Origin of the sequence: Microbulbifer bruguierae (assembly GCF_029869925.1) — a bacterium.
GTDB lineage: Bacteria > Pseudomonadota > Gammaproteobacteria > Pseudomonadales > Cellvibrionaceae > Microbulbifer > Microbulbifer bruguierae.
In genome coordinates this window covers 332,983-350,372 of the sequence record NZ_CP118605.1, presented here as the reverse complement: position 1 = coordinate 350,372, position 17,390 = coordinate 332,983, and the positions used below count along the sequence as shown (strand labels likewise).

General features: G+C 58.0%; 17 protein-coding genes. 12 read left to right on the top strand and 5 right to left on the bottom strand.

Going from position 1 to position 17,390, the window contains the following annotated elements; translation table 11 throughout:
• Positions 1–185: 185 nt before the first annotated feature.
• The 4 genes from PVT68_RS01560 (at position 186) to PVT68_RS01545 (ending at position 7,151) form a co-directional block, all read left to right on the top strand.
• Positions 186–890: a TVP38/TMEM64 family protein gene (locus PVT68_RS01560; protein WP_280320819.1), complete on the top strand. Its 705-nt coding sequence runs from the start codon at positions 186–188 to the stop codon at positions 888–890.
• A complete protein-coding gene (locus PVT68_RS01555; protein ID WP_280320818.1) occupies positions 890–3,133 on the top strand; it encodes a hypothetical protein in 2,244 nt (747 codons plus the stop codon). Before PVT68_RS01560 ends, PVT68_RS01555 begins: the two co-directional genes overlap by 1 nt.
• Positions 3,130–4,410, top strand: coding sequence for a glycosyltransferase (locus tag PVT68_RS01550; RefSeq protein ID WP_280320817.1), 1,281 nt, complete (start codon positions 3,130–3,132; stop codon positions 4,408–4,410). The genes PVT68_RS01555 and PVT68_RS01550 overlap by 4 nt, the downstream gene beginning before the upstream one ends.
• A gap of 65 nt (positions 4,411–4,475) precedes the next feature.
• A complete protein-coding gene (locus PVT68_RS01545; RefSeq protein WP_280320816.1) occupies positions 4,476–7,151 on the top strand; it encodes an endonuclease/exonuclease/phosphatase family protein in 2,676 nt (891 codons plus the stop codon).
• A gap of 32 nt (positions 7,152–7,183) precedes the next feature.
• On the opposite strand, the gene PVT68_RS01540 is transcribed toward PVT68_RS01545, so the two are convergent.
• On the bottom strand, positions 7,184–7,609 hold the full coding sequence (locus PVT68_RS01540; RefSeq protein ID WP_280320815.1) for a protein tyrosine phosphatase family protein: 426 nt from the start codon (positions 7,607–7,609) through the stop codon (positions 7,184–7,186).
• A gap of 249 nt (positions 7,610–7,858) precedes the next feature.
• On the opposite strand from PVT68_RS01540, the gene PVT68_RS01535 reads away from it, so the two are divergent.
• The 5 genes from PVT68_RS01535 to PVT68_RS01515 all read left to right on the top strand — a co-directional run bounded on the left by PVT68_RS01535 (position 7,859) and on the right by PVT68_RS01515 (position 10,033).
• Positions 7,859–8,539 (top strand): Bax inhibitor-1/YccA family protein, encoded by a 681-nt coding sequence (locus PVT68_RS01535; protein ID WP_280320814.1) that lies wholly within the window; start codon positions 7,859–7,861, stop codon positions 8,537–8,539.
• 75 nt (positions 8,540–8,614) lie between these two features.
• Positions 8,615–9,007, top strand: a complete 393-nt coding sequence (gene tusD, locus PVT68_RS01530; protein WP_280320813.1) for a sulfurtransferase complex subunit TusD — start codon at positions 8,615–8,617, stop codon at positions 9,005–9,007.
• A 4-nt stretch (positions 9,008–9,011) separates the two neighbouring features.
• Entirely contained in the window at positions 9,012–9,377 is a 366-nt protein-coding gene (tusC, locus tag PVT68_RS01525; RefSeq protein ID WP_280320812.1) for a sulfurtransferase complex subunit TusC, read from the top strand.
• Between the two features lie 35 nt (positions 9,378–9,412).
• Positions 9,413–9,691: a sulfurtransferase complex subunit TusB gene (tusB, locus tag PVT68_RS01520; protein ID WP_280320811.1), complete on the top strand. Its 279-nt coding sequence runs from the start codon at positions 9,413–9,415 to the stop codon at positions 9,689–9,691.
• A 6-nt stretch (positions 9,692–9,697) separates the two neighbouring features.
• A complete protein-coding gene (locus tag PVT68_RS01515; RefSeq protein WP_280320810.1) occupies positions 9,698–10,033 on the top strand; it encodes a TusE/DsrC/DsvC family sulfur relay protein in 336 nt (111 codons plus the stop codon).
• Between the two features lie 17 nt (positions 10,034–10,050).
• Here PVT68_RS01515 and PVT68_RS01510 read toward each other — a convergent pair whose 3' ends face one another.
• Positions 10,051–10,464, bottom strand: a complete 414-nt coding sequence (locus PVT68_RS01510; protein WP_280320809.1) for a secondary thiamine-phosphate synthase enzyme YjbQ — start codon at positions 10,462–10,464, stop codon at positions 10,051–10,053.
• Positions 10,465–10,547: 83 nt separating this feature from the next.
• Between PVT68_RS01510 and trmA the strand changes: the two genes are divergently transcribed.
• The 3 genes from trmA to PVT68_RS01495 all read left to right on the top strand — a co-directional run bounded on the left by trmA (position 10,548) and on the right by PVT68_RS01495 (position 14,450).
• Positions 10,548–11,639: a tRNA (uridine(54)-C5)-methyltransferase TrmA gene (trmA, locus tag PVT68_RS01505; protein ID WP_280320808.1), complete on the top strand. Its 1,092-nt coding sequence runs from the start codon at positions 10,548–10,550 to the stop codon at positions 11,637–11,639.
• A 103-nt stretch (positions 11,640–11,742) separates the two neighbouring features.
• A complete protein-coding gene (locus tag PVT68_RS01500) occupies positions 11,743–13,542 on the top strand; it encodes a copper resistance system multicopper oxidase (protein WP_280320807.1) in 1,800 nt (599 codons plus the stop codon).
• A gap of 26 nt (positions 13,543–13,568) precedes the next feature.
• Positions 13,569–14,450: a copper resistance protein B gene (locus PVT68_RS01495; protein WP_280320806.1), complete on the top strand. Its 882-nt coding sequence runs from the start codon at positions 13,569–13,571 to the stop codon at positions 14,448–14,450.
• Positions 14,451–14,495: 45 nt separating this feature from the next.
• Here PVT68_RS01495 and PVT68_RS01490 read toward each other — a convergent pair whose 3' ends face one another.
• Genes PVT68_RS01490 through rmuC form a run of 3 tightly spaced genes read right to left on the bottom strand, consistent with a single transcriptional unit; the run spans position 14,496 to position 17,314 of the window.
• Positions 14,496–14,960, bottom strand: a complete 465-nt coding sequence (locus tag PVT68_RS01490) for a DUF2489 domain-containing protein (protein ID WP_280320805.1) — start codon at positions 14,958–14,960, stop codon at positions 14,496–14,498.
• Entirely contained in the window at positions 14,957–15,901 is a 945-nt protein-coding gene (locus PVT68_RS01485; RefSeq protein ID WP_280320804.1) for an AEC family transporter, read from the bottom strand. Before PVT68_RS01485 ends, PVT68_RS01490 begins: the two co-directional genes overlap by 4 nt.
• A gap of 3 nt (positions 15,902–15,904) precedes the next feature.
• Positions 15,905–17,314 carry a DNA recombination protein RmuC gene (gene rmuC, locus PVT68_RS01480; protein ID WP_280320803.1) on the bottom strand — a complete coding sequence of 470 codons (1,410 nt, stop codon included), beginning with the start codon at positions 17,312–17,314 and terminating at the stop codon, positions 15,905–15,907.
• Between the last annotated feature and the right edge of the window lie 76 nt (positions 17,315–17,390).

The window sequence follows — 17,390 nt, the reverse complement described above, 5'->3', positions numbered from 1 at the left end:
AGATCTTCCTATTGCTGACGGGTCATTCCACGAATTTCCATCGGCTATATAGCGATTGGAAATATCAACGTATTCATTCTGCCTTTGAAAGCAGGTCCCCATCACCCGACGCCTTCCGATTGGCTAGGCTATAGTGAGGCGCCAACACGAATTGGTATGCTCATAAAACTGCAGGCAGGAGTGGCGTGAAATTTTCCCCTATCTGGCTGGCCATCATCAGTGTCGCGACGGTCGCGGTGGTACTGTCCATCCTGCACTACTTCGATCTGGACGACCGCCTGATTGAGCTGATGCAATGGATGGATACCCTCGGCTGGGAGGCGGGCATCTGGTTTATGCTAGTGATCGCCGTGGCGATTGTGTTCCTCTTCCCCGGAGTGATTTTCACTATGGGCGCCGGTTTTGTATTCGGCGTGGTGAAGGGAACAATTTACGTGGTGCTCGGCACCACAATCGGTGCGGGAATAGCATTCCTGATTGCCCGCTACCTGTTCGGCAAACGCACTTCGGCGTGGGTGATGTCGAAAATCAAACCGGACAACCTCGGCGAAATCGTACGGAATGAGGGGTGGCGCATGATCATGCTCACACGCATGGTGCCACTCTTCCCGTTTAAGCTGACGAATTATTTCTTCGGGCTGACACCGCTTAAATTTCGCGATTTCGTTATCGGCACCTTTCTTGGTGTCATTCCGATTACCGTGAACAATGTGTATGTAGGCTCCATCGCAGCGGACCTCGCGAGTATCGGGAGTGAACGGGTCGAGCGCACGGCGACAGAGTGGACACTGTATGGCCTGGGGTTATTGTTTGCGGTTATCGCCATCATCGGCCTTACCCGTATGGCGCGTCGTGCATTGAAACAGAAAATCGATGGAGGAAACCTTTAATGCCCTGGATGAAATGGCTTCCCTGGCGATTCTTCGTACGCAAGTTTGCGACCGCCCACGGGTTTCTCGATCCACTGGCGGTAATGGCCCGACTGCAGCGTTTTGCCGAACCTTCGGAAGTCAGTGAACCCATCGAACTGCTGCGCGCCGGTGTAATTTTTCACGCGCGGGCCTTGATGAACAGCAAAGTCATCCAGCACAACCTCGACTGGGTCTGGCCCTACTGGATCGAGCGGCAATTTGATCCTGCTGATGTTTCGTTTATTCCCCGGGCATTTTCCATCACGCATTGCAATCTGAGCCATCGCAACTGGACCGCGGTAGGTGTGCCCGGCAGTGAAGAAATGCCTATCGTCGATCCCAGAGGCCTGCTCACCCCTCACTACGATGGGTGGTCAATCGACAGCTGGATTATCGGTGACGACGAACAAAACCTTTACCCGTCGCAGCATCAGGACGTCGATCAATATCTGGACCTGAAAGATGGTGTTGCGGTTGTCACCGAGTCGACATCCGATTACTGCCAACTCTCAACCAGGGTGTGGGCTGAACTCGACCCACACAACAACAACTGCCACCTGCAGTTGAGGGTCAGTCACAATGCCGGCGGCTGGCTGGTGGTGGCGTTGAGACCCTGCAACCCGGAAGGCGTTGCGTTTATTAACAAGGTGGCGCTGGACAGTAATCGCAATCGCTGGCTTGTCGATGGCAAGGACAAAATCCTGTTCGACAGGCCAGTGGACCGCCATCACGCCTCCGACTACCGCAAGGGCGATATCGCCCTGCACCTGCTAGACGAAGGCAATGAAACACACACCGAATGTGAGGTGGGGATGGCCACTGCCGCTGCCCTGTTTCGTATTGAGCCCGGAGCAACCGTCGACACGCTCGTTACCATTCCCCAGCATTGCAAATTGAATAGCGGTAATGCCCCGCCCGGGTGGAAGCAGAATCTCGATCACCACTGCGCGATGACGGTTCCCGATCCCGAAATGCAGTTTATTTACGACGCCGCAGTGCGCACACTGATACTGCACTCACCCCATGACGTGTACCCGGGACCCTATACCTACAAGCGCTTCTGGTTCCGGGATGCCGCGTTCATGATCCAGTCACTGCTTCACGCAGGACTACTCGATCGCGCTGAGCGTGCACTGGAGCGGTTTCCATCCCGCCAGAAACACAATGGCTATTTTCATTCCCAGGATGGCGAATGGGACTCCAACGGCGAAGCACTCTGGATCATTGACCAGTACTGCAGAATCACCGGCAGCCAACTCAAGCAGGAATGGCTCGACCCGGTGCTTCGAGGCACCCACTGGATTCACAATAAACGCATGCCCAAAGACGGCAGTCTCACCGGCGGACTGTTGCCTGCGGGATTCAGTGCCGAACACCTGGGCCCCAATGACTGTTACTTCTGGGATGATTTCTGGGGAATTGCCGGACAACAGTCTGCAGTGGCCATCTGCACTCGGGAGGGGAAAACCCGGGATGCGGAAATCTTTCAGGGTCACGCCGACGACTTCATGCTCACCGTAGACAATGCTCTGGCGCAGTGTGAGGCCAGGCTGAATCGTCCGGCGATGCCCGCATCCCCCAAGCGCAGGCTGGATGCTGGCGCCATTGGCTCAATCGCCGCAGGTTACCCGTTGAAGCTTTATGCCGAAGACGACCCGCGCCTGTTGGATCTGGTAGAGTTCCTGCTGGAAAACTGCTTCGTTTCCGGCGGATTTTTTCAGGACATGATTCACTCGGGCATCAATGCCTATCTCACCATTCATGTAGCCCAGGTGTTGCTGCGTGCGGGTGATCCGCGCTGCATCGAACTGATGCGCAACGTCGCCAACCTCGCCTCGCCCACCGGCCAGTGGCCGGAAGCCATTCACCCGCACTCGTTCGGCGGCTGTATGGGTGATGGGCAGCACGCGTGGGCCGCCGCGGAGTGGGTCACCATGCAGCGCAATTGCTTTGTGCGCGAAGAAGGGGAAAAATTGATTCTCGCGTCCGGCCTGCCTCCAGAGTGGCTTCAGGGCACCAGTTCGCAAAAGGCGATTCGTTTTGGTCCCGCGCCTACGCATTTCGGCAGTATCTCTCTGGAAATAACCCCCGGAGAGAGACCGCGCGTATCCTGGTCTGGAAAATGGCACCAAGAGGCGCCGGCAATCGAAGTGCGCGCCTTTGGCTATAAGCCCGCCATTGCAGGTAACTATATAAAACACCTGGAGCTGCAACCTCTGTGAATATCGTCATGCTCACCAACACCTACCTGCCCCATGTTGGTGGCGTGGCACGATCGGTGGATGCGTTTTGCAGGGCCTACCGCCAGCGGGGGCACAATGTATTGGTGGTCGCTCCGGAGTTCTCGGAAAAGATTGCCAATGAAATGGATGTGGTGCGGGTGCCTGCGATCCAGAATTTTAACGGCAGCGACTTTTCGGTAGCACTGCCGCTGTCACTGGAGCTGGACGACCGGCTGGATATTTTCGAGCCCGATATTGTGCACTCCCACCATCCTTTTCTGCTGGGTATGACCGCCCTCAGGATCGCGCGCAGCCGCGAGTTGCCGCTGATCTTCACCCATCACACATTGTACGAGCGCTATACCCACTACGTGCCCGCAGACTCCGAAACCCTTAAGCGCTTTGTGATCGAATTGGCTACCCGCTACTCGAACCTCGCCAGCATGGTGTTCGCGCCCAGCGAAAGTGTGGCAAGCCTGCTGCGCGAACGTGGGGTGAAGACCCCGGTTGCCGTGGTCCCTACCGGCGTACAGCTGGACAATTATTGCGACGGCAATGGCGCAGCGGCGCGCCTGCAATATGGCATCCCGGAATCCGCCTTTGTTGTAGGCCACCTGGGGCGACTGGCAGAAGAGAAAAACCTTACCTTTCTCGCCTCCGCAGTGCTCGAGCTGATGCAACGTAACCAAGACATCCATTTCCTGCTGGTGGGCACGGGCCCAATACAGAGCCAGATAAAATCACTGTTCGACGCCAGAGGGCTCAGCCCGCGACTTCATCTGACCGGAACATTGCAGGGCGAAGCCCAGCGTGACGCGTACAGTGCGATGAATGTATTCGCGTTTTCTTCCACCAGCGAAACCCAGGGTATGGTGCTCACTGAAGCCATGGCTGCGAGTGTACCGGTGGTAGCGCTGGATGCCAGTGGCTGTCGCGAGGTGGTGGAAGATAGAATCAATGGTCGCCTGGTACTCAAACACGGTGAACGGGAGATGATTGCAGCCCTGCAGTGGGTACATGATCTGCCCGAGGCGGACTATGCAGAGCTGTGCAAAGCAGCGCGGCAGACTGCAGAGCACTTTTCCATGGAAAACTGCGCGGACTCTGCGCTCACCCATTACCAGTCACTGGCGCACCAGCACTGGCCACTGGATGACTCCCTTTACGCCCAGTGGATGCGATTACGCAATACCATTGGCGCGCAATGGGAAATTCTTGAAGGTGTCACCAGTGCCGCCAGTGCTGCGCTGGAACACTCCGGCAAAAGCAAATCCTGAAAGTGAGCGTATAACCATCACCCCAGTAAATACAGACCGTTACTAAGAATCGGATTGCCCCCTTCATGCTGACCCGTATCGAGAGCACCCTGCGCCGTTGGCGCCGCCGAATGAGCCGCAGTGAATGGCTGGCGCGAATGCTCAAGTTACAGATCAACGAGCGCGACCCGGATGCGCCTGCACTGGTTCTGATTCAGGTCGACGGCCTGGCCCGCCCGCAACTGGACCAGGCCCTGGCAGAGGGCAAAATGCCCTTCCTGAAAAAACTGATCGAACGCGAACATTACCATTTGGACCACATGTACTCCGGCGTACCCGCGACGACGCCCGCGGTACAGGCGGAGATTTTTTATGGGGTAAAAGCCGCAGTCCCGGCATTCGGATTCATGTCCACCGAATCCCAGGAAATGCTGCGGATGTACGAATCCAACGCCGCCAATCAGGTAGAAAAGCGTCTCGAGGACGCGGGACACGAGCCGCTGCTGAAACAGGGAAGTTGTTATGTCAGCGTATTTCGCGCCGGGGCACTGGACGACGAAGCCCATTTCTGCCCCGCGTCAAAAGGCTGGGGCGAATCCCTAAAGCAGGCCGGACCGCTGGCCCTGGTGGCGCTGGTACTGGCCAACCTGTGGAGCCTGGTACGCACCGGGGCACTGTTGTTTCTGGAATTGATTCTGTCCCTGGTCGACTTCATCCGCGGCCTTACCAGCGGTCAGGATTTTATCCGCGAACTGATGTTTATCCCCACCCGCATCGCCATCACCATCTTATTGCGGGAACTCTCAACCGTCGGGGTAAAAATCGATATTGCCCGCGGCTTGCCGGTGATTTACATCAACTTTCTCGGCTACGACGAACAGGCGCACCGCCGGGGCCCGAGTTCCGCGTTTGCCCACTGGACACTCAAGGGTATTGATGACGCCATCGCCCGTATCTGGCGAGCCGCCCACCGTTCTTCTCGCCGCCACTACGACGTATGGATTTATTCCGATCACGGGCAGGAAGACAGTATCGCCTACGAGACACTTCACGGGCGTCCGCTGGCGGACGCCCTGAGTGACGTCTTTTCCGAACTGTCAGAAGCGCCCGACAGCTATCGCGCCACCCTCAATCACGGCGTCCAGCTGCAACGGGTACGACTGTTCGGCGGTCAATGGATTCAGAAGCTGTTTCCCATCAACTACCCTCGCACGGAACGGGAAGGCCCGGCCTGTGCCGAAACTGCCCCTATTGCACTCTCCGCGATGGGGCCGCTGGCACTGCTGTACAACCTGAACCTGACCAGTCTCAACCAGGCTGAAATTGCGCGCCTGATCGTCGAGAAAACCGGTGTACCGATGGTGCTCTACGAAGATAAAAGCACCGCGAACATCGCTGAGAGTGAACCGCCTAAGGCGAGTAAAATCCGCGGCTGGTGGAAACACGGCCCGATCTCCCTTCCGCAAGATGGCCGCAAGATCATGGGGGAACAACATCCCTTTGCGGATGAGGCAGCGGAAGACCTGGCAAACCTGTGCCGACATCCGGATGCCGGCGACTTTGTCATCAGTGGCTGGTGCGCAGGCAGCGAGAGTATTTCTTTCGCCATCGAAAATGGCAGCCACGGCGGAGCCGGCCCCAATGAGACCCACGCCTTTGCGCTGATGCCCGGAGATATTCACTTCCCACCCGGAGGTCGCCAACACTGGCGGCCGAAGGACATTCGCGAAGCAGCCCTGTCGTTTCTGAAGGCTCAACCGGCGAAAAAGTTGAAGTCACCGCCAGCGGTTGCCATTGTCGGCTCGCCGCCCAGCCCCGAAACGTCCGGCTCTAACACCCGCCCCTCACCAGGCCCCGCAGCAACTATTTCTGCAGCCGGGCCAACAGGTAGCGACAGTGGAATCTACGCCGCGGAGAAGCCTTCCCCTGCGCCAATACATCGGCAACAGTCCGAAGCGCGCCCCATTCCCGAAACCGGTCTCACTCAGAACCTGCGCGTGATGACCTACAACGTGCACATCTGCCAGGGCGTGGACGGCAAGCTGTCTCCGGAGCGTATCGCTCGCGTGATCGCCCGCTATTCACCGGATGTGGTGGCGCTGCAGGAAGTAGATGTACGGCGCCAGCGCACCGGCGGCATTGACCAGGCACATGAAATTTCCCGCCTGCTGACCATGGACTGCCACTTCCAGCCCGCCATGCACCTCGAGGACGAGCGTTACGGCGACGCCATCATGTCCCTGCACCCGGTGCGACTGATCAAAAAGGGCATCTTGCCGGGGCCACCCAAGAGCGCCAGATTGCGCGACCGTGCCGAGCCCCGTGGTGCACTCTGGGTTGAGGTGGATTTCCACGGCACCAAACTGCAGATCTTCAACACCCACCTGGGGCTGATCAAATCAGAACGCATGCGGCAGGTGGACGCACTGCTTGGAGAGGAGTGGATGGGCAGCCCCGCGTGTTCGCGCCCGCGTATTCTGGTGGGCGACTTCAACGCCCTGCCCGGCTCAACGGAGATCAGGCGCCTCTCCCAGGTGCTGGGCGATACGCAGCTGAAACTGCCCGGACACTCACCCAAAGGTACCTTTTTCAGTCGCCTGCCCAAGGCGCGTATCGACTATGTATTTGTGGATCCGGAGCTGGAAGTGCGGGATGTCCATGTGCCCCGCAGCGAACTGACCCGACTGGCATCGGACCACCTGCCACTCATCGTGGACCTGAAGGTTCCCATTCCGACCACCGAGGACAGCTCATCTGAGTGAGCTGCCAGCCAGTGAACGCCTCCAGTCCGAATTTATTCGAACATTTTCCGCACTTGTGCTTCACGGGAAGGCCGCATCCCGGCCGTGCGCCCCTCTTCAATCGCGATGTCCAGAGGAATGCCGCGTTTCGCGCGATAGATGGCCCAGACTGTGCCCACCCGGTTACCGGACGCACAATGGAGCAAAACAGGTCCAGCAGAGGCATCTTCCAGGATCGCGCCCAACTCGGCGATAAGTTCATCCGATGGCGCGCCGCCGGAAACCGGCAGGTTCACATAGCGAATTCCCGCCGCCTCCACCGCCGCCTTTTCTTCCGCGGTGCCCTCTTCCGCTGTGCGCAAATCAATAATGGTGCGAAAGCCCTTTTCCTTGAGCGATGCCACCTGCGCGAGATCTATACTGCCTCCGGTAGCCAGTTGTGGGCGCAGACGGTTGTAATTCGCTACCTCCGCCCCCATCTTGTCTCCGAAGGGCACTTCCGCTGCCTCAGCCGAAGACTCTGCGGCCACAGCGCTGGCTGTAAGCAAAGTGAAAGCACAGAGAAGCCATACTGACAATTGTTTTGAAAATTTCATTTCTAACCCTCGATATTTCGCGCTATTTTGCCCCAAGTTTTATAGGATCGTCGAACCAGCCGTCCACTTGAAGGTCCAATGCGCTGGTTATATGATCGCGAAAGATTTTATGTTCACTAGCAGGAGACGCTAATGCAGCCGCAAGTTTATTCACAGTCCAGAGCACTGGAACGCTCGGAAGCCGCCAAGGTACTGCGTAACACCTACGCACTGCTGGCAATGACTGTTCTCTTCAGCGCAGTCACCGCTGGTGTATCCATGGCCGTAGGAATGCCACGCGGCCTGAGCCTGATCTGCTCCATCGCCGCCATCGCGCTAGTGTGGTTTGTACTGCCGCGCACTGCCAACTCCGCTTCCGGTGTGGGTGTTGTATTCGCCTTCACCGGCCTGCTGGGCGCCTCCCTCGGCCCAATGCTGAACCACTACGTCGGTCTGCCCGGCGGTGGCCAGGTTGTTATGCAAGCCCTGGGTACCACTGCACTGATCTTCTTCGCGCTGTCTGCCTACGTGCTGACTACCCGCAAGGACTTCAGCTTTATGGGCGGCTTCCTGTTTGTCGGCCTGATCGCGGTTCTGGTGTGCGCCCTCGGTATGATGATTGCGAGCTTCTTCGGCGTGTACATGCCGCTGGCCAGCGTTGCCCTGAGCGGTGTGATCGCGCTGCTGTTCTCCGGTTTCATCCTGTACGACACCAGCCGCATCGTGAACGGTGGTGAAACCAACTACATCATGGCGACCACCTCTCTGTACCTGAACATCCTGAACCTGTTCACCAGCCTGCTGCACATTTTCGGGTTCGCTTCCGACGATTGATCAGCCTATAGAGCAAGTTCTAACAGTGCCCCGCTCTGCGGGGCATTTTTTTATCCGCCGGGAATCCGTCTCCACATGCAATTCACCCTGGTCGTTTACGGCGCTCCCCACGCCTCGCAAGGCGCCGCCACAGCCTTGCGCTTCGCCCGTGCGCTCCTGGCATCAGGACACAGTATCTACCGGGTATTTTTTTACGGCGACGGCATACATAACGGCAGCGCACTGGCCGCCCCCCCTCAGGACGAGCGGGACCTGCTTGGCCAGTGGCAACAGCTACAACAGGATCACCAACTGGATCTAACCATTTGTATTGCCGCGGCCCAGCGACGCGGAGTACTGAGCGAAAGTGAAGCCAACCGGCTGGAAAAGCCTGCGGCCAACCTGGCTCCCGGCTTCGAATTGTCGGGGCTCGGTCAACTGGCTGAAGCCGCTGCTCTCAGCGACCGCCTTGTGACGTTCGGAGGCTGACCCGATGGTTGACAGCAAATCCCTGCTTGCCCTCTGCCGCCATGCGCCTTACGGCAATTCCATGGCCCGCGAAGGGCTAGAGGCCGTACTGGCCTGTGCCGCTATGGATCAGACACCTGAAGTGCTGTTCATCAATGACGGCGTATTCCAGTTAATGGAGCAAAACCCGGTGGCTATCGGCGAAAAAAACCTGCGCAGAAACCTGCAGGCGCTACCGATATTCGGTGTTGAGACGCTCTTTGTATGTGAAAACAGCCTGCGCACCCGCGGCCTGAAACCCGAACAGCTGGAAATCCCCGGTGCGGAAGTGAAACTGGTAAAGGATACCGGCGCATTTATCGCCGGATTCGATCAGGTTCTGAGCTTTTAGTTACCGCACCTAATTTGAGACGCCGAGTTACTGAAATGACCCTGCATATCGTCAATCAATCCCCCTTCGCCGGCAGCGCCCTCAGCGACTGCCTGGATGCATTCAGCGACGGCGATGCACTACTGCTGATCGAAGATGGCGTGTACGGCGCATCTGGAAACCAGGACAGACTTCCAACGAGCAGTGTCTACTGCCTGAGTACCGATGCACTGGCCCGCGGTGTTGAAATTGCTTCCGGCATCACCGCAATTGATGACGAGGGCTGGGTCGCGCTGTGCACCGGGCACAACCCCATCGTCAGCTGGTTCAGGTAAACGTTTGTGAAGAATCTGCTCATTGAAGGGAAAGAGATCCCGCTGGACAAAGAAGGCTTCCTGCGCCACCTGGAAGACTGGAGCCCACAGGTAGCGGAGGCGCTTGCCGCGCAGGAAAACATTGCACTGACCGAGGACCACTGGGACGTAATACGTCTGCTGCAGGATTTTTACCGGGAGTTTGAACTCTCTCCGGCGATGCGCCCCCTGGTGAAATATGTTGGCCAGCATCTGGGCGCAGAGAAAGGTCGCAGTATTTTTCTTATGCAGCTGTTTCCGCCAAGCCCCGCGAAAATCGGCAGCAAGATCGCGGGCTTACCCAAGCCGACCAACTGCCTCTGAGTTGCCTGCCCAAAAACTCAACTGCTCACATGCACAATCACCCGGCGCTTGCCGCGGTGATGCCGATGCTCCCAAAGGTAAATCCCCTGCCACGTCCCGAGCATTAGCCGCCCGCTTTTTACCGGTATCGAGAGGCTGCTGGACGTAAGCGCGGCCTTGATATGCGCAGGCATATCGTCGGCCCCTTCCATGGTGTGCGTGTACAGGGGATCATTTTCCGGAACCAATCGATTCAACCAGTTTTCCAGGTCTACTCGTGCACTGGGGTCCGCGTTTTCCTGAATCAGCAAGCTCGCCGAGGTGTGCTGGATAAACAGGGTGCACAGCCCGTCTCTGGAATAACCCTGACTGTTCAGCCACCCCTCAACTTCGCCGGTAAACTCGTGCAGTCCCTGCCCTCGCACTAGAATTTCCAGCTGTCCAACCGCCATTGCCTCTCTCCCGGGTTAATTGTCTGGGCGCTTCCGCTATAATCCGCGCCCGATTTCATTTGGCATATTGTACGGCTCTGCTCATGGCACTTCACCGCGTAAACTCTGACGATTATCCGCAGCAACTGGACCAGAAGGTGGCCCGTCTGCGACAGGCATTCGCGCCCTATACCGAGCTGGCCCCGGAAGTCTTCCCCTCCCCACCCAGCCACTATCGCCTGCGGGCTGAATTCAAGATGTGGCAGGAAGGCGGACGGGTGGACTACGCCATGTACAAACAGGGTGAGTACAAAAAGCCGTTTGTGATCGAGGAGTTTACCGTCGGTTCCGCGCGGATCAACGAACTGATGCCGGTATTGCTGGAAGCGATCAACAACAGCGAAATCCTGCGCAAACGCCTGTTCTGCACCGAATTCCTCACCACCCTCAGCGGTGACGCACTGATCACGCTGATCTACCACAAGCCGCTGGATGCGGCCTGGGAAGCGGAAGCCCGCGCACTGCAGGCTCAGCTGGGCGTTCCCGTGCTCGGCCGCTCACGCAAGCAGAAACTGGTGCTCGAGCGGGATTACGTGATTGAAAAGCTGGAAATCGACGGCCGTACTTACCAGTACAAACAGGTGGAAGGCAGCTTTACCCAGCCCAACGGTGAAATCTGCCGGTCGATGATCCAGTGGGCAAGAAGCTGTTGCGAAGAAAGCGCCGACGGTGATCTGCTGGAACTGTACTGCGGCAATGGCAACTTCACCATTCCGCTGGCAGAGAAATTCCGCAACGTACTGGCAACAGAAATTTCCAAGGTTTCGGTGAATGCCGCGCAGGAAAATATCGCCGCGAATGGGGTGGAGAACCTGCACATCCTGCGCCTGTCCGCCGAGGAGTTCACCCAAGCCATCGACAAGGTCCGCCCCTTCCGCCGCCTGAAAGATTTCGATCTCGACAGTTACCACTTCTCCACCATACTGGTAGACCCGCCCCGCGCCGGCCTGGACGCAGACACCTGCGCGATGATCGCGCGCTTCCCGCGTATCCTCTACATCTCCTGTAACCCGGAGACCCAGCTGGAAAATCTCGCCGAGCTGACCAAGACCCACGACATCGAGCGTTTTGCGATCTTCGACCAGTTCCCGTACACCGACCATACCGAGTCCGGGATATTGCTGGTTAAGAAATAACTCACACGTCTTCATTCGGGAAATCTGGCGCACTTCGCCCTGCCAAGCGCGTTAGCTGCGCTAGCTTGGTTGGTACACATCCGGTACACAGGGATCGTTTACCATGGCACAGCAGGAGGAAGATGGCCTGAAACCGCTGTTCGGCACGCGGCGACGGTTCCTGCAGACTCTGGGTGCCGGGATGTTTTCCGCCGGCATCAACGCCGCCTTTCCCCTGGCATCCTGGGCCCTCTCCTCGCCCAAATACCTGCATAACGGCATCGGCGACTACCACCCGGAAACCTATTTCGACCTGGCCTTCCGTTACACCCCGCTGGAAATCGACGGCCGCACCGGCACTTCAACCGCCATCAACGGTACCGTACCCGGGCCGCTGATCCGCTGGCGCGAAGGCGACACGGTGACCATGGATGTCACCAACCACATGCACGACACCAGGCACACCTCGATTCACTGGCACGGCATTCTGGTGCCATTTCGCATGGATGGCGTGCCCGGAGTCAATTTCAGCGGAATACAGCCAGGCGAAACCTACCGCTACCAGTTCAGGGTCAAGCAGGCTGGCACCTACTGGTACCACAGTCACTCCTTTCTCCAGGAGCAGAGCGGTTCCTACGGGCCGCTGGTCATCGACCCCAAGGGTGGCGAGCCCTTCCACTACGATCGCGACCATGTGGTAGTACTGTCGGACTGGGCCTTCACAGATCCGGAAACCCTGTTCCGCAATATCAACCTCTCACCCGAGTACTACATCTACTACAAACGCACGGTGTTCGATTACCTGCGCGATGTCCGCAAGATGGGCTTTGCCGAAGCCAATGCGGAACTGCTGCCGTTTCGCCGGATGAATATGAGCCCGAGGGACCTGTCCAATGTCACCGGCTATATCTACACCTACCTGATGAACGGCCACTCACCGGATATGAACTGGAGCGGCAAGTTCCTGCCCGGTGAGACGGTGCGCTTACGAATTATCAACTCGTCGTCCATGAGTAATTTTGACGTGCGCATTCCGGGGCTGGATATGGACGTGGTGATGGTGGATGGCAAAGCGGTAAAACCCGTGCGCTGCCATGAATTCCGCATCGGCGTTGCCGAGACCTACGATGTCCTGATCCGCCCCCGCGAGGCAAACGCCTATACCCTGTACGCGGAGTCCCTCGACCGCAGCGGCTATGCGCGCGGCACCCTGGCACCGGAACCGGGAATGCAGGCACCTGTGCCTGCACTGCGGCCGGTCCCCGACCGCAAGCTGGAAGATATCGGCATGGGGATGATGAAGGGGAAATACTTCGGTGGCATGAGCGACGCGATGAAGGAAAAGTTGCACCACAAGCGTATGCAAATGCAGGACGACGCCATCCCCGGCCCCAACGGCCCCATGCCTTTCCTGCCGGAGAAAGACAATCCTAACGTGGCCATGGTGGTAATGAACCCGCAAAACCGCCTGGCGGAACCCGGCGTGGGACTCGGCAACGACGGATGGAAGGTACTCACCTACAAGGATCTGGTCTCCGCCGAGCCGCAGCCGTATAAAGCGACCGTCGACCGGGAAATGTGCATCAATATCACCGCCAATATGGAGCGGTTTATTTTTTCCCTGGACGGAAAAAAATTCACCGAACAGCCGGGCCCCTACCTGTTCAAGTACCACGAGCGACTGCGGTTATTCCTCGTCAACCACACCATGATGGAACATCCCATGCACCTGCACGGCATGTGGATGCAGCTGGAAAACGGCGCCGACCATGAAGAAATTCCCTACAAGCATACCATTCTGATCAAGCCCGGAGAGGCGCTGTCGGTGCTGATTACGCCGATCGAAAAAGGCGATTGGGCCTTCCACTGCCACCTGCTCTACCACATGGAAGCCGGCATGTTCCAGGTAGTGCGGGTCGCGTGAACACCCCCTCAATGAAACGTCTGGCTATGAAACGTCTGACCATAAAAAACGTCGCCACCAGTCTCACCATGCTCCTGCTCTCGCCACTGCTGCTGGCTCAGGAACCGTCACCGCAGACGGTACCGATCCAGGCCAGTGACGACGGCACCGAACCCAAACCGGAGGGTTACCGCAGCCCACCGCTGCCTCCGCCGCCCGGCCAACAGATCCGGAAATATGCTGAAGATACGCCGGGCAAACCCCAGCAGAATTTCGGGGTCATCCCCATTCACGACAATCAGAAATTTTTTCAGGTGATGGGCAAGCGGCTTGAGTACCGCCGCGACGGTGACGACGACAAAGAATTGTGGGAAATCGACGCCTGGTACGGAGCCGACCGCAACAAGCTCTACCTGGAGTCGGAAGGCGAACGGGAGGTGGGAGGCAAGACCGAATCAGCCTGGCTGGAGGTTTTCTGGAATCACGCCGTACGCTCCTACTGGGACCTGCAGCTCGGCGTTCGGCACGACTTCAATCCCGGGCAGAGTCGCTCATACTTCGCCGCTGGATACCAGGGCATGACGCCCTATGGGTTTGAAACAGACCTGACCGGCTATATCAGCGAGGACGGCGATGGGTCCTGGCGGCTGGAAATCGAACGCAGCTTTCACTTTACCCAGCGCCTGGAGCTGGAGCCGCGACTGGAAACTGGCTTTTCCTTTTCGGATATTCCCGCCTACAACATCGGCGACGGCTTCACCGGCGTCGAACTGGGGCTGCGCCTGCGCTACATGATCACTCCCAAATTCGCGCCCTATATCGGCGTATCCTGGGAGCGCAAATTCGGTGGCACCGCCGACCTGATCGAAGCCGACGGCGGAGAAACCGAGTTCACTTTCGCGGTTGCAGGATTCCGCTTCTGGTTTTAATCAGCAGTCCACCGGTTCCGGACAACCACGAATCATCGCTAAAACTCAGAACGTGCGACCTAGAATCCGCTTTGCCGCATCCAGTGCGAAATCGCGGTACTCATCCTCTACCCGCGCCATTTCCTTTTCAAACGCAAACTTTTCCTTGCGCGATAACTGTTTCCAGTCCTGCAGAATCGGAATATGGCTGGTCTTGTCTGCAATCTGATAGAAGGCCACGAACTCTTGCTTGACCGGATCTTCCACCTGCAACGAATCCAGCAGCACCCGAATACGCAATGAAGCCTCCGTCAGGCCCACACCTTCATCCAGCAGGGTTTTGGCAATGATCTGGATACTGGTATTCACCCGATCCCGCTGCGCATGTGCCGCCGCTTCCAATTCCGCCAGCCGCTGCTTCTGATTCCTGCGCACCTTGCGCAATTCCAGCACGTAATAGGTGGCAATCGCCGAAAGCACAATAATAATCGCAGCGGCAATAATCAGGATCCAGACGGGAACTTCGGTCATGGGAGATATACCTTCAACAACGCCAGTCCGGCACTGGCGGTAACAATAGATAACAGGGTGCTGATCGCAATGATATTGGCCGCAAGCTGGCTGTTGCCGCCAAGCGCGCGGGCCATGATAAACGATGCCGATGCGGTGGGCGCTGCAGCCAGCAGAAACAGGATAGCCATCGACTGGCTATCCAGGCGGAACAGCCAGCCAATCACCAGCAATACCAGCGGTACGACTAACAGCTTGAAACCACTGGCCAGAAATGCGCCGAAGGAACTGCGCCGCAACATGCTCAGATCCAGGCTGGCACCGATACACAGTAGTGCCAGCGGCAGGGTCACAGAGGCCAAGTAATCACCGGTCTGCACCACCATCTGCGGCAACTTCAGGCCAACACCCTTGGCCACCAGCGCCAGCACGATGGCCACAATCAACGGATTGCGGGCGATGTCCTTCAGTAATTTACCCCAGGAGAATTTCGCCTTCTGGCTGTACACCGCAAACAGCGCCACCGCCGCCACGTTGTAGAAAATGGTAATCACCGCCATCAACAGCGCCGCCTGCGCGAGGCCGGCACTGCCATAGGCGTTGGCCGCCCAGGCGAGGCCAATAATACCGAGGTTGCCGCGAAACGCGCCCTGGATAAAGGCACTACGATCGCCATGTTCCAGCGGGCGCGCGGTGAGCCAGGCGAGCGGCACCGTCAGTATGGTACCAATCAAGCCCGCCAGCAGCAGCGGCCATTCGTCCCCGAGGTGTGCATCGGAGCTGAAGATATTGAAAAACAACAGCGCCGGCAGTGTGACCAGAAACACCAGCTTGGAGGCATCATCAACAAATGACTCGCTAAGCAATCCTGCCCTGGCCAGCACGTAGCCAATCAGCAGGGTCAGGAAGATCGGTCCGGTTACCGACAGGGCAAATGAAAATGTGGCGAGGAAATTTTCCAAGACTTATTCCGTTTCGCTTTCGAAGGCGAGTTCTGCTTCCATTTCTTCCGCGTCTGACGCCATTTCCGGAGCCGGCAATTTGTGGCTGTCTTCTGCCTTCTCGCGCAAATCTGCCGCGATCTGCTTGCGGGTTTTCGCCCCCAGTTTGCGCAAGCTGTCGATCCGCTTCACCGCGTTGCCGCGGCCGGTAGCCAGGCGCTTGTAGGTTTCCTGGAACGCTTCGTCCGCCTGCCGGATGCGGCTGCCCAGATTGTCGAGTGACTCCAGTACCAACGCAAACTGATCGTGCAGCTTGCCCGCCTCCGCCGCGATCTTTTCCGCGTTCTTGTTCTGCTTTTCGTAGCGCCAGATATTTTCCACTGTGCGCAGGGTCGCCATCAGGCTGGTGGGGCTTACCAGCACGATCTGACGCTCATAGGCAAAGCGGAACAGCTCCGGGTCCGCCTGCATGGCGAGCATGTAAGCCGCTTCGATGGGCACGAAAATGAATACGAAATCGAGGGTGCGCACGCCTTCCAGTTGTTCGTAGGCCTTTTTGTTCAGACCGGTGATATGCGCGCGCAGGGAATTCACATGCTGCTTGAGCGCCTGGGTCCGCTCTTCATCGGTCTCCGCAGAGGCATAGCGCTCGTAATCCACCAGCGACACCTTGGAGTCGATGATCAGGTCCTTGCTTTCCGGCAGGCGCACGATCACGTCCGGCTGACGACGGCGACCATCTGCGGTAAAGCTCACCTGGGTCTCGTACTCGCGCCCTTTCTGCAGGCCGGATTCCTCCAACAGTCGCTCCAGTACCACCTCGCCCCAGTTGCCCTGGATCTTGCGATCGCCCTTGAGCGCGGAAGTGAGATTCAGGGCCTCGTCGCTGATGCGCTGGGTCTGCTCGCGCAGCGCCTTGATCTGGCCCACCAGGCTGTTGCGCTCGGCGGCCTCGCGGTCGTAGACATGCTCTACCCGCTTGCGGAAATCCCCCAGCTGGCGTTCCAGCGGGTCCAGGCTCTTACGCAGGCTGTCTTCGCTGCGGCGCACAAACATCTGCTGCTTTTCTTCAAAAATCCGGTTGGCGAGGTTTTCAAACTGCTGTGTCATGGCCGCACGGGTCTGCTCCAGCTGCTGCTTCTGTTCCGCCAGCGCAGCCTCACTTTTTTCCACCAATACCTGGCTGCGGGCCAGTTGTTGTGATCTGGCGGTGAGCGCCTCCCGGGTTTGCTGCAGCTCCACACCCAGCTGGGTCTCACGCTCACGGAGGCTTTGCAGCTGAGACGCCAGCACCTGCTGCTCCGATCGCACCGCCTGCAGCTGACTCACCAGACGCGCCCTGCCCATCCACAACACCAGTAACAGCAGGGCCAGTACGCCCACACCGGCGAGGATCGCGTGCTCGAGGGAAATTTGCAGGGGAAACCAGGTCATAAAACTCACTTAAACTTATTGCATGGCGGCGGCTGGGGTATGCTTGTCACTTCCTCGGCAACACCCAGTGCAGGAA

Excerpts from the sequence above, each read along its gene's own strand:
- PVT68_RS01495 (WP_280320806.1), top strand. The coding sequence starts at position 13,569 with ATGAAACGTCTGACCATAAAAAACGTCGCCACCAGTCTCACCATGCTC.
- tusD (WP_280320813.1), top strand. The coding sequence starts at position 8,615 with ATGCAATTCACCCTGGTCGTTTACGGCGCTCCCCACGCCTCGCAAGGC.
- PVT68_RS01545 (WP_280320816.1), top strand. The coding sequence starts at position 4,476 with ATGCTGACCCGTATCGAGAGCACCCTGCGCCGTTGGCGCCGCCGAATG.
- PVT68_RS01500 (WP_280320807.1), top strand. The coding sequence starts at position 11,743 with ATGGCACAGCAGGAGGAAGATGGCCTGAAACCGCTGTTCGGCACGCGG.
- tusC (WP_280320812.1), top strand. The coding sequence starts at position 9,012 with ATGGTTGACAGCAAATCCCTGCTTGCCCTCTGCCGCCATGCGCCTTAC.
- PVT68_RS01490 (WP_280320805.1), bottom strand. The coding sequence starts at position 14,960 with ATGACCGAAGTTCCCGTCTGGATCCTGATTATTGCCGCTGCGATTATT.
- PVT68_RS01540 (WP_280320815.1), bottom strand. The coding sequence starts at position 7,609 with ATGGGGGCGGAGGTAGCGAATTACAACCGTCTGCGCCCACAACTGGCT.
- tusB (WP_280320811.1), top strand. The coding sequence starts at position 9,413 with ATGACCCTGCATATCGTCAATCAATCCCCCTTCGCCGGCAGCGCCCTC.
- PVT68_RS01555 (WP_280320818.1), top strand. The coding sequence starts at position 890 with ATGCCCTGGATGAAATGGCTTCCCTGGCGATTCTTCGTACGCAAGTTT.
- PVT68_RS01510 (WP_280320809.1), bottom strand. The coding sequence starts at position 10,464 with ATGGCGGTTGGACAGCTGGAAATTCTAGTGCGAGGGCAGGGACTGCAC.
- rmuC (WP_280320803.1), bottom strand. The coding sequence starts at position 17,314 with ATGACCTGGTTTCCCCTGCAAATTTCCCTCGAGCACGCGATCCTCGCC.
- trmA (WP_280320808.1), top strand. The coding sequence starts at position 10,548 with ATGGCACTTCACCGCGTAAACTCTGACGATTATCCGCAGCAACTGGAC.
- PVT68_RS01535 (WP_280320814.1), top strand. The coding sequence starts at position 7,859 with ATGCAGCCGCAAGTTTATTCACAGTCCAGAGCACTGGAACGCTCGGAA.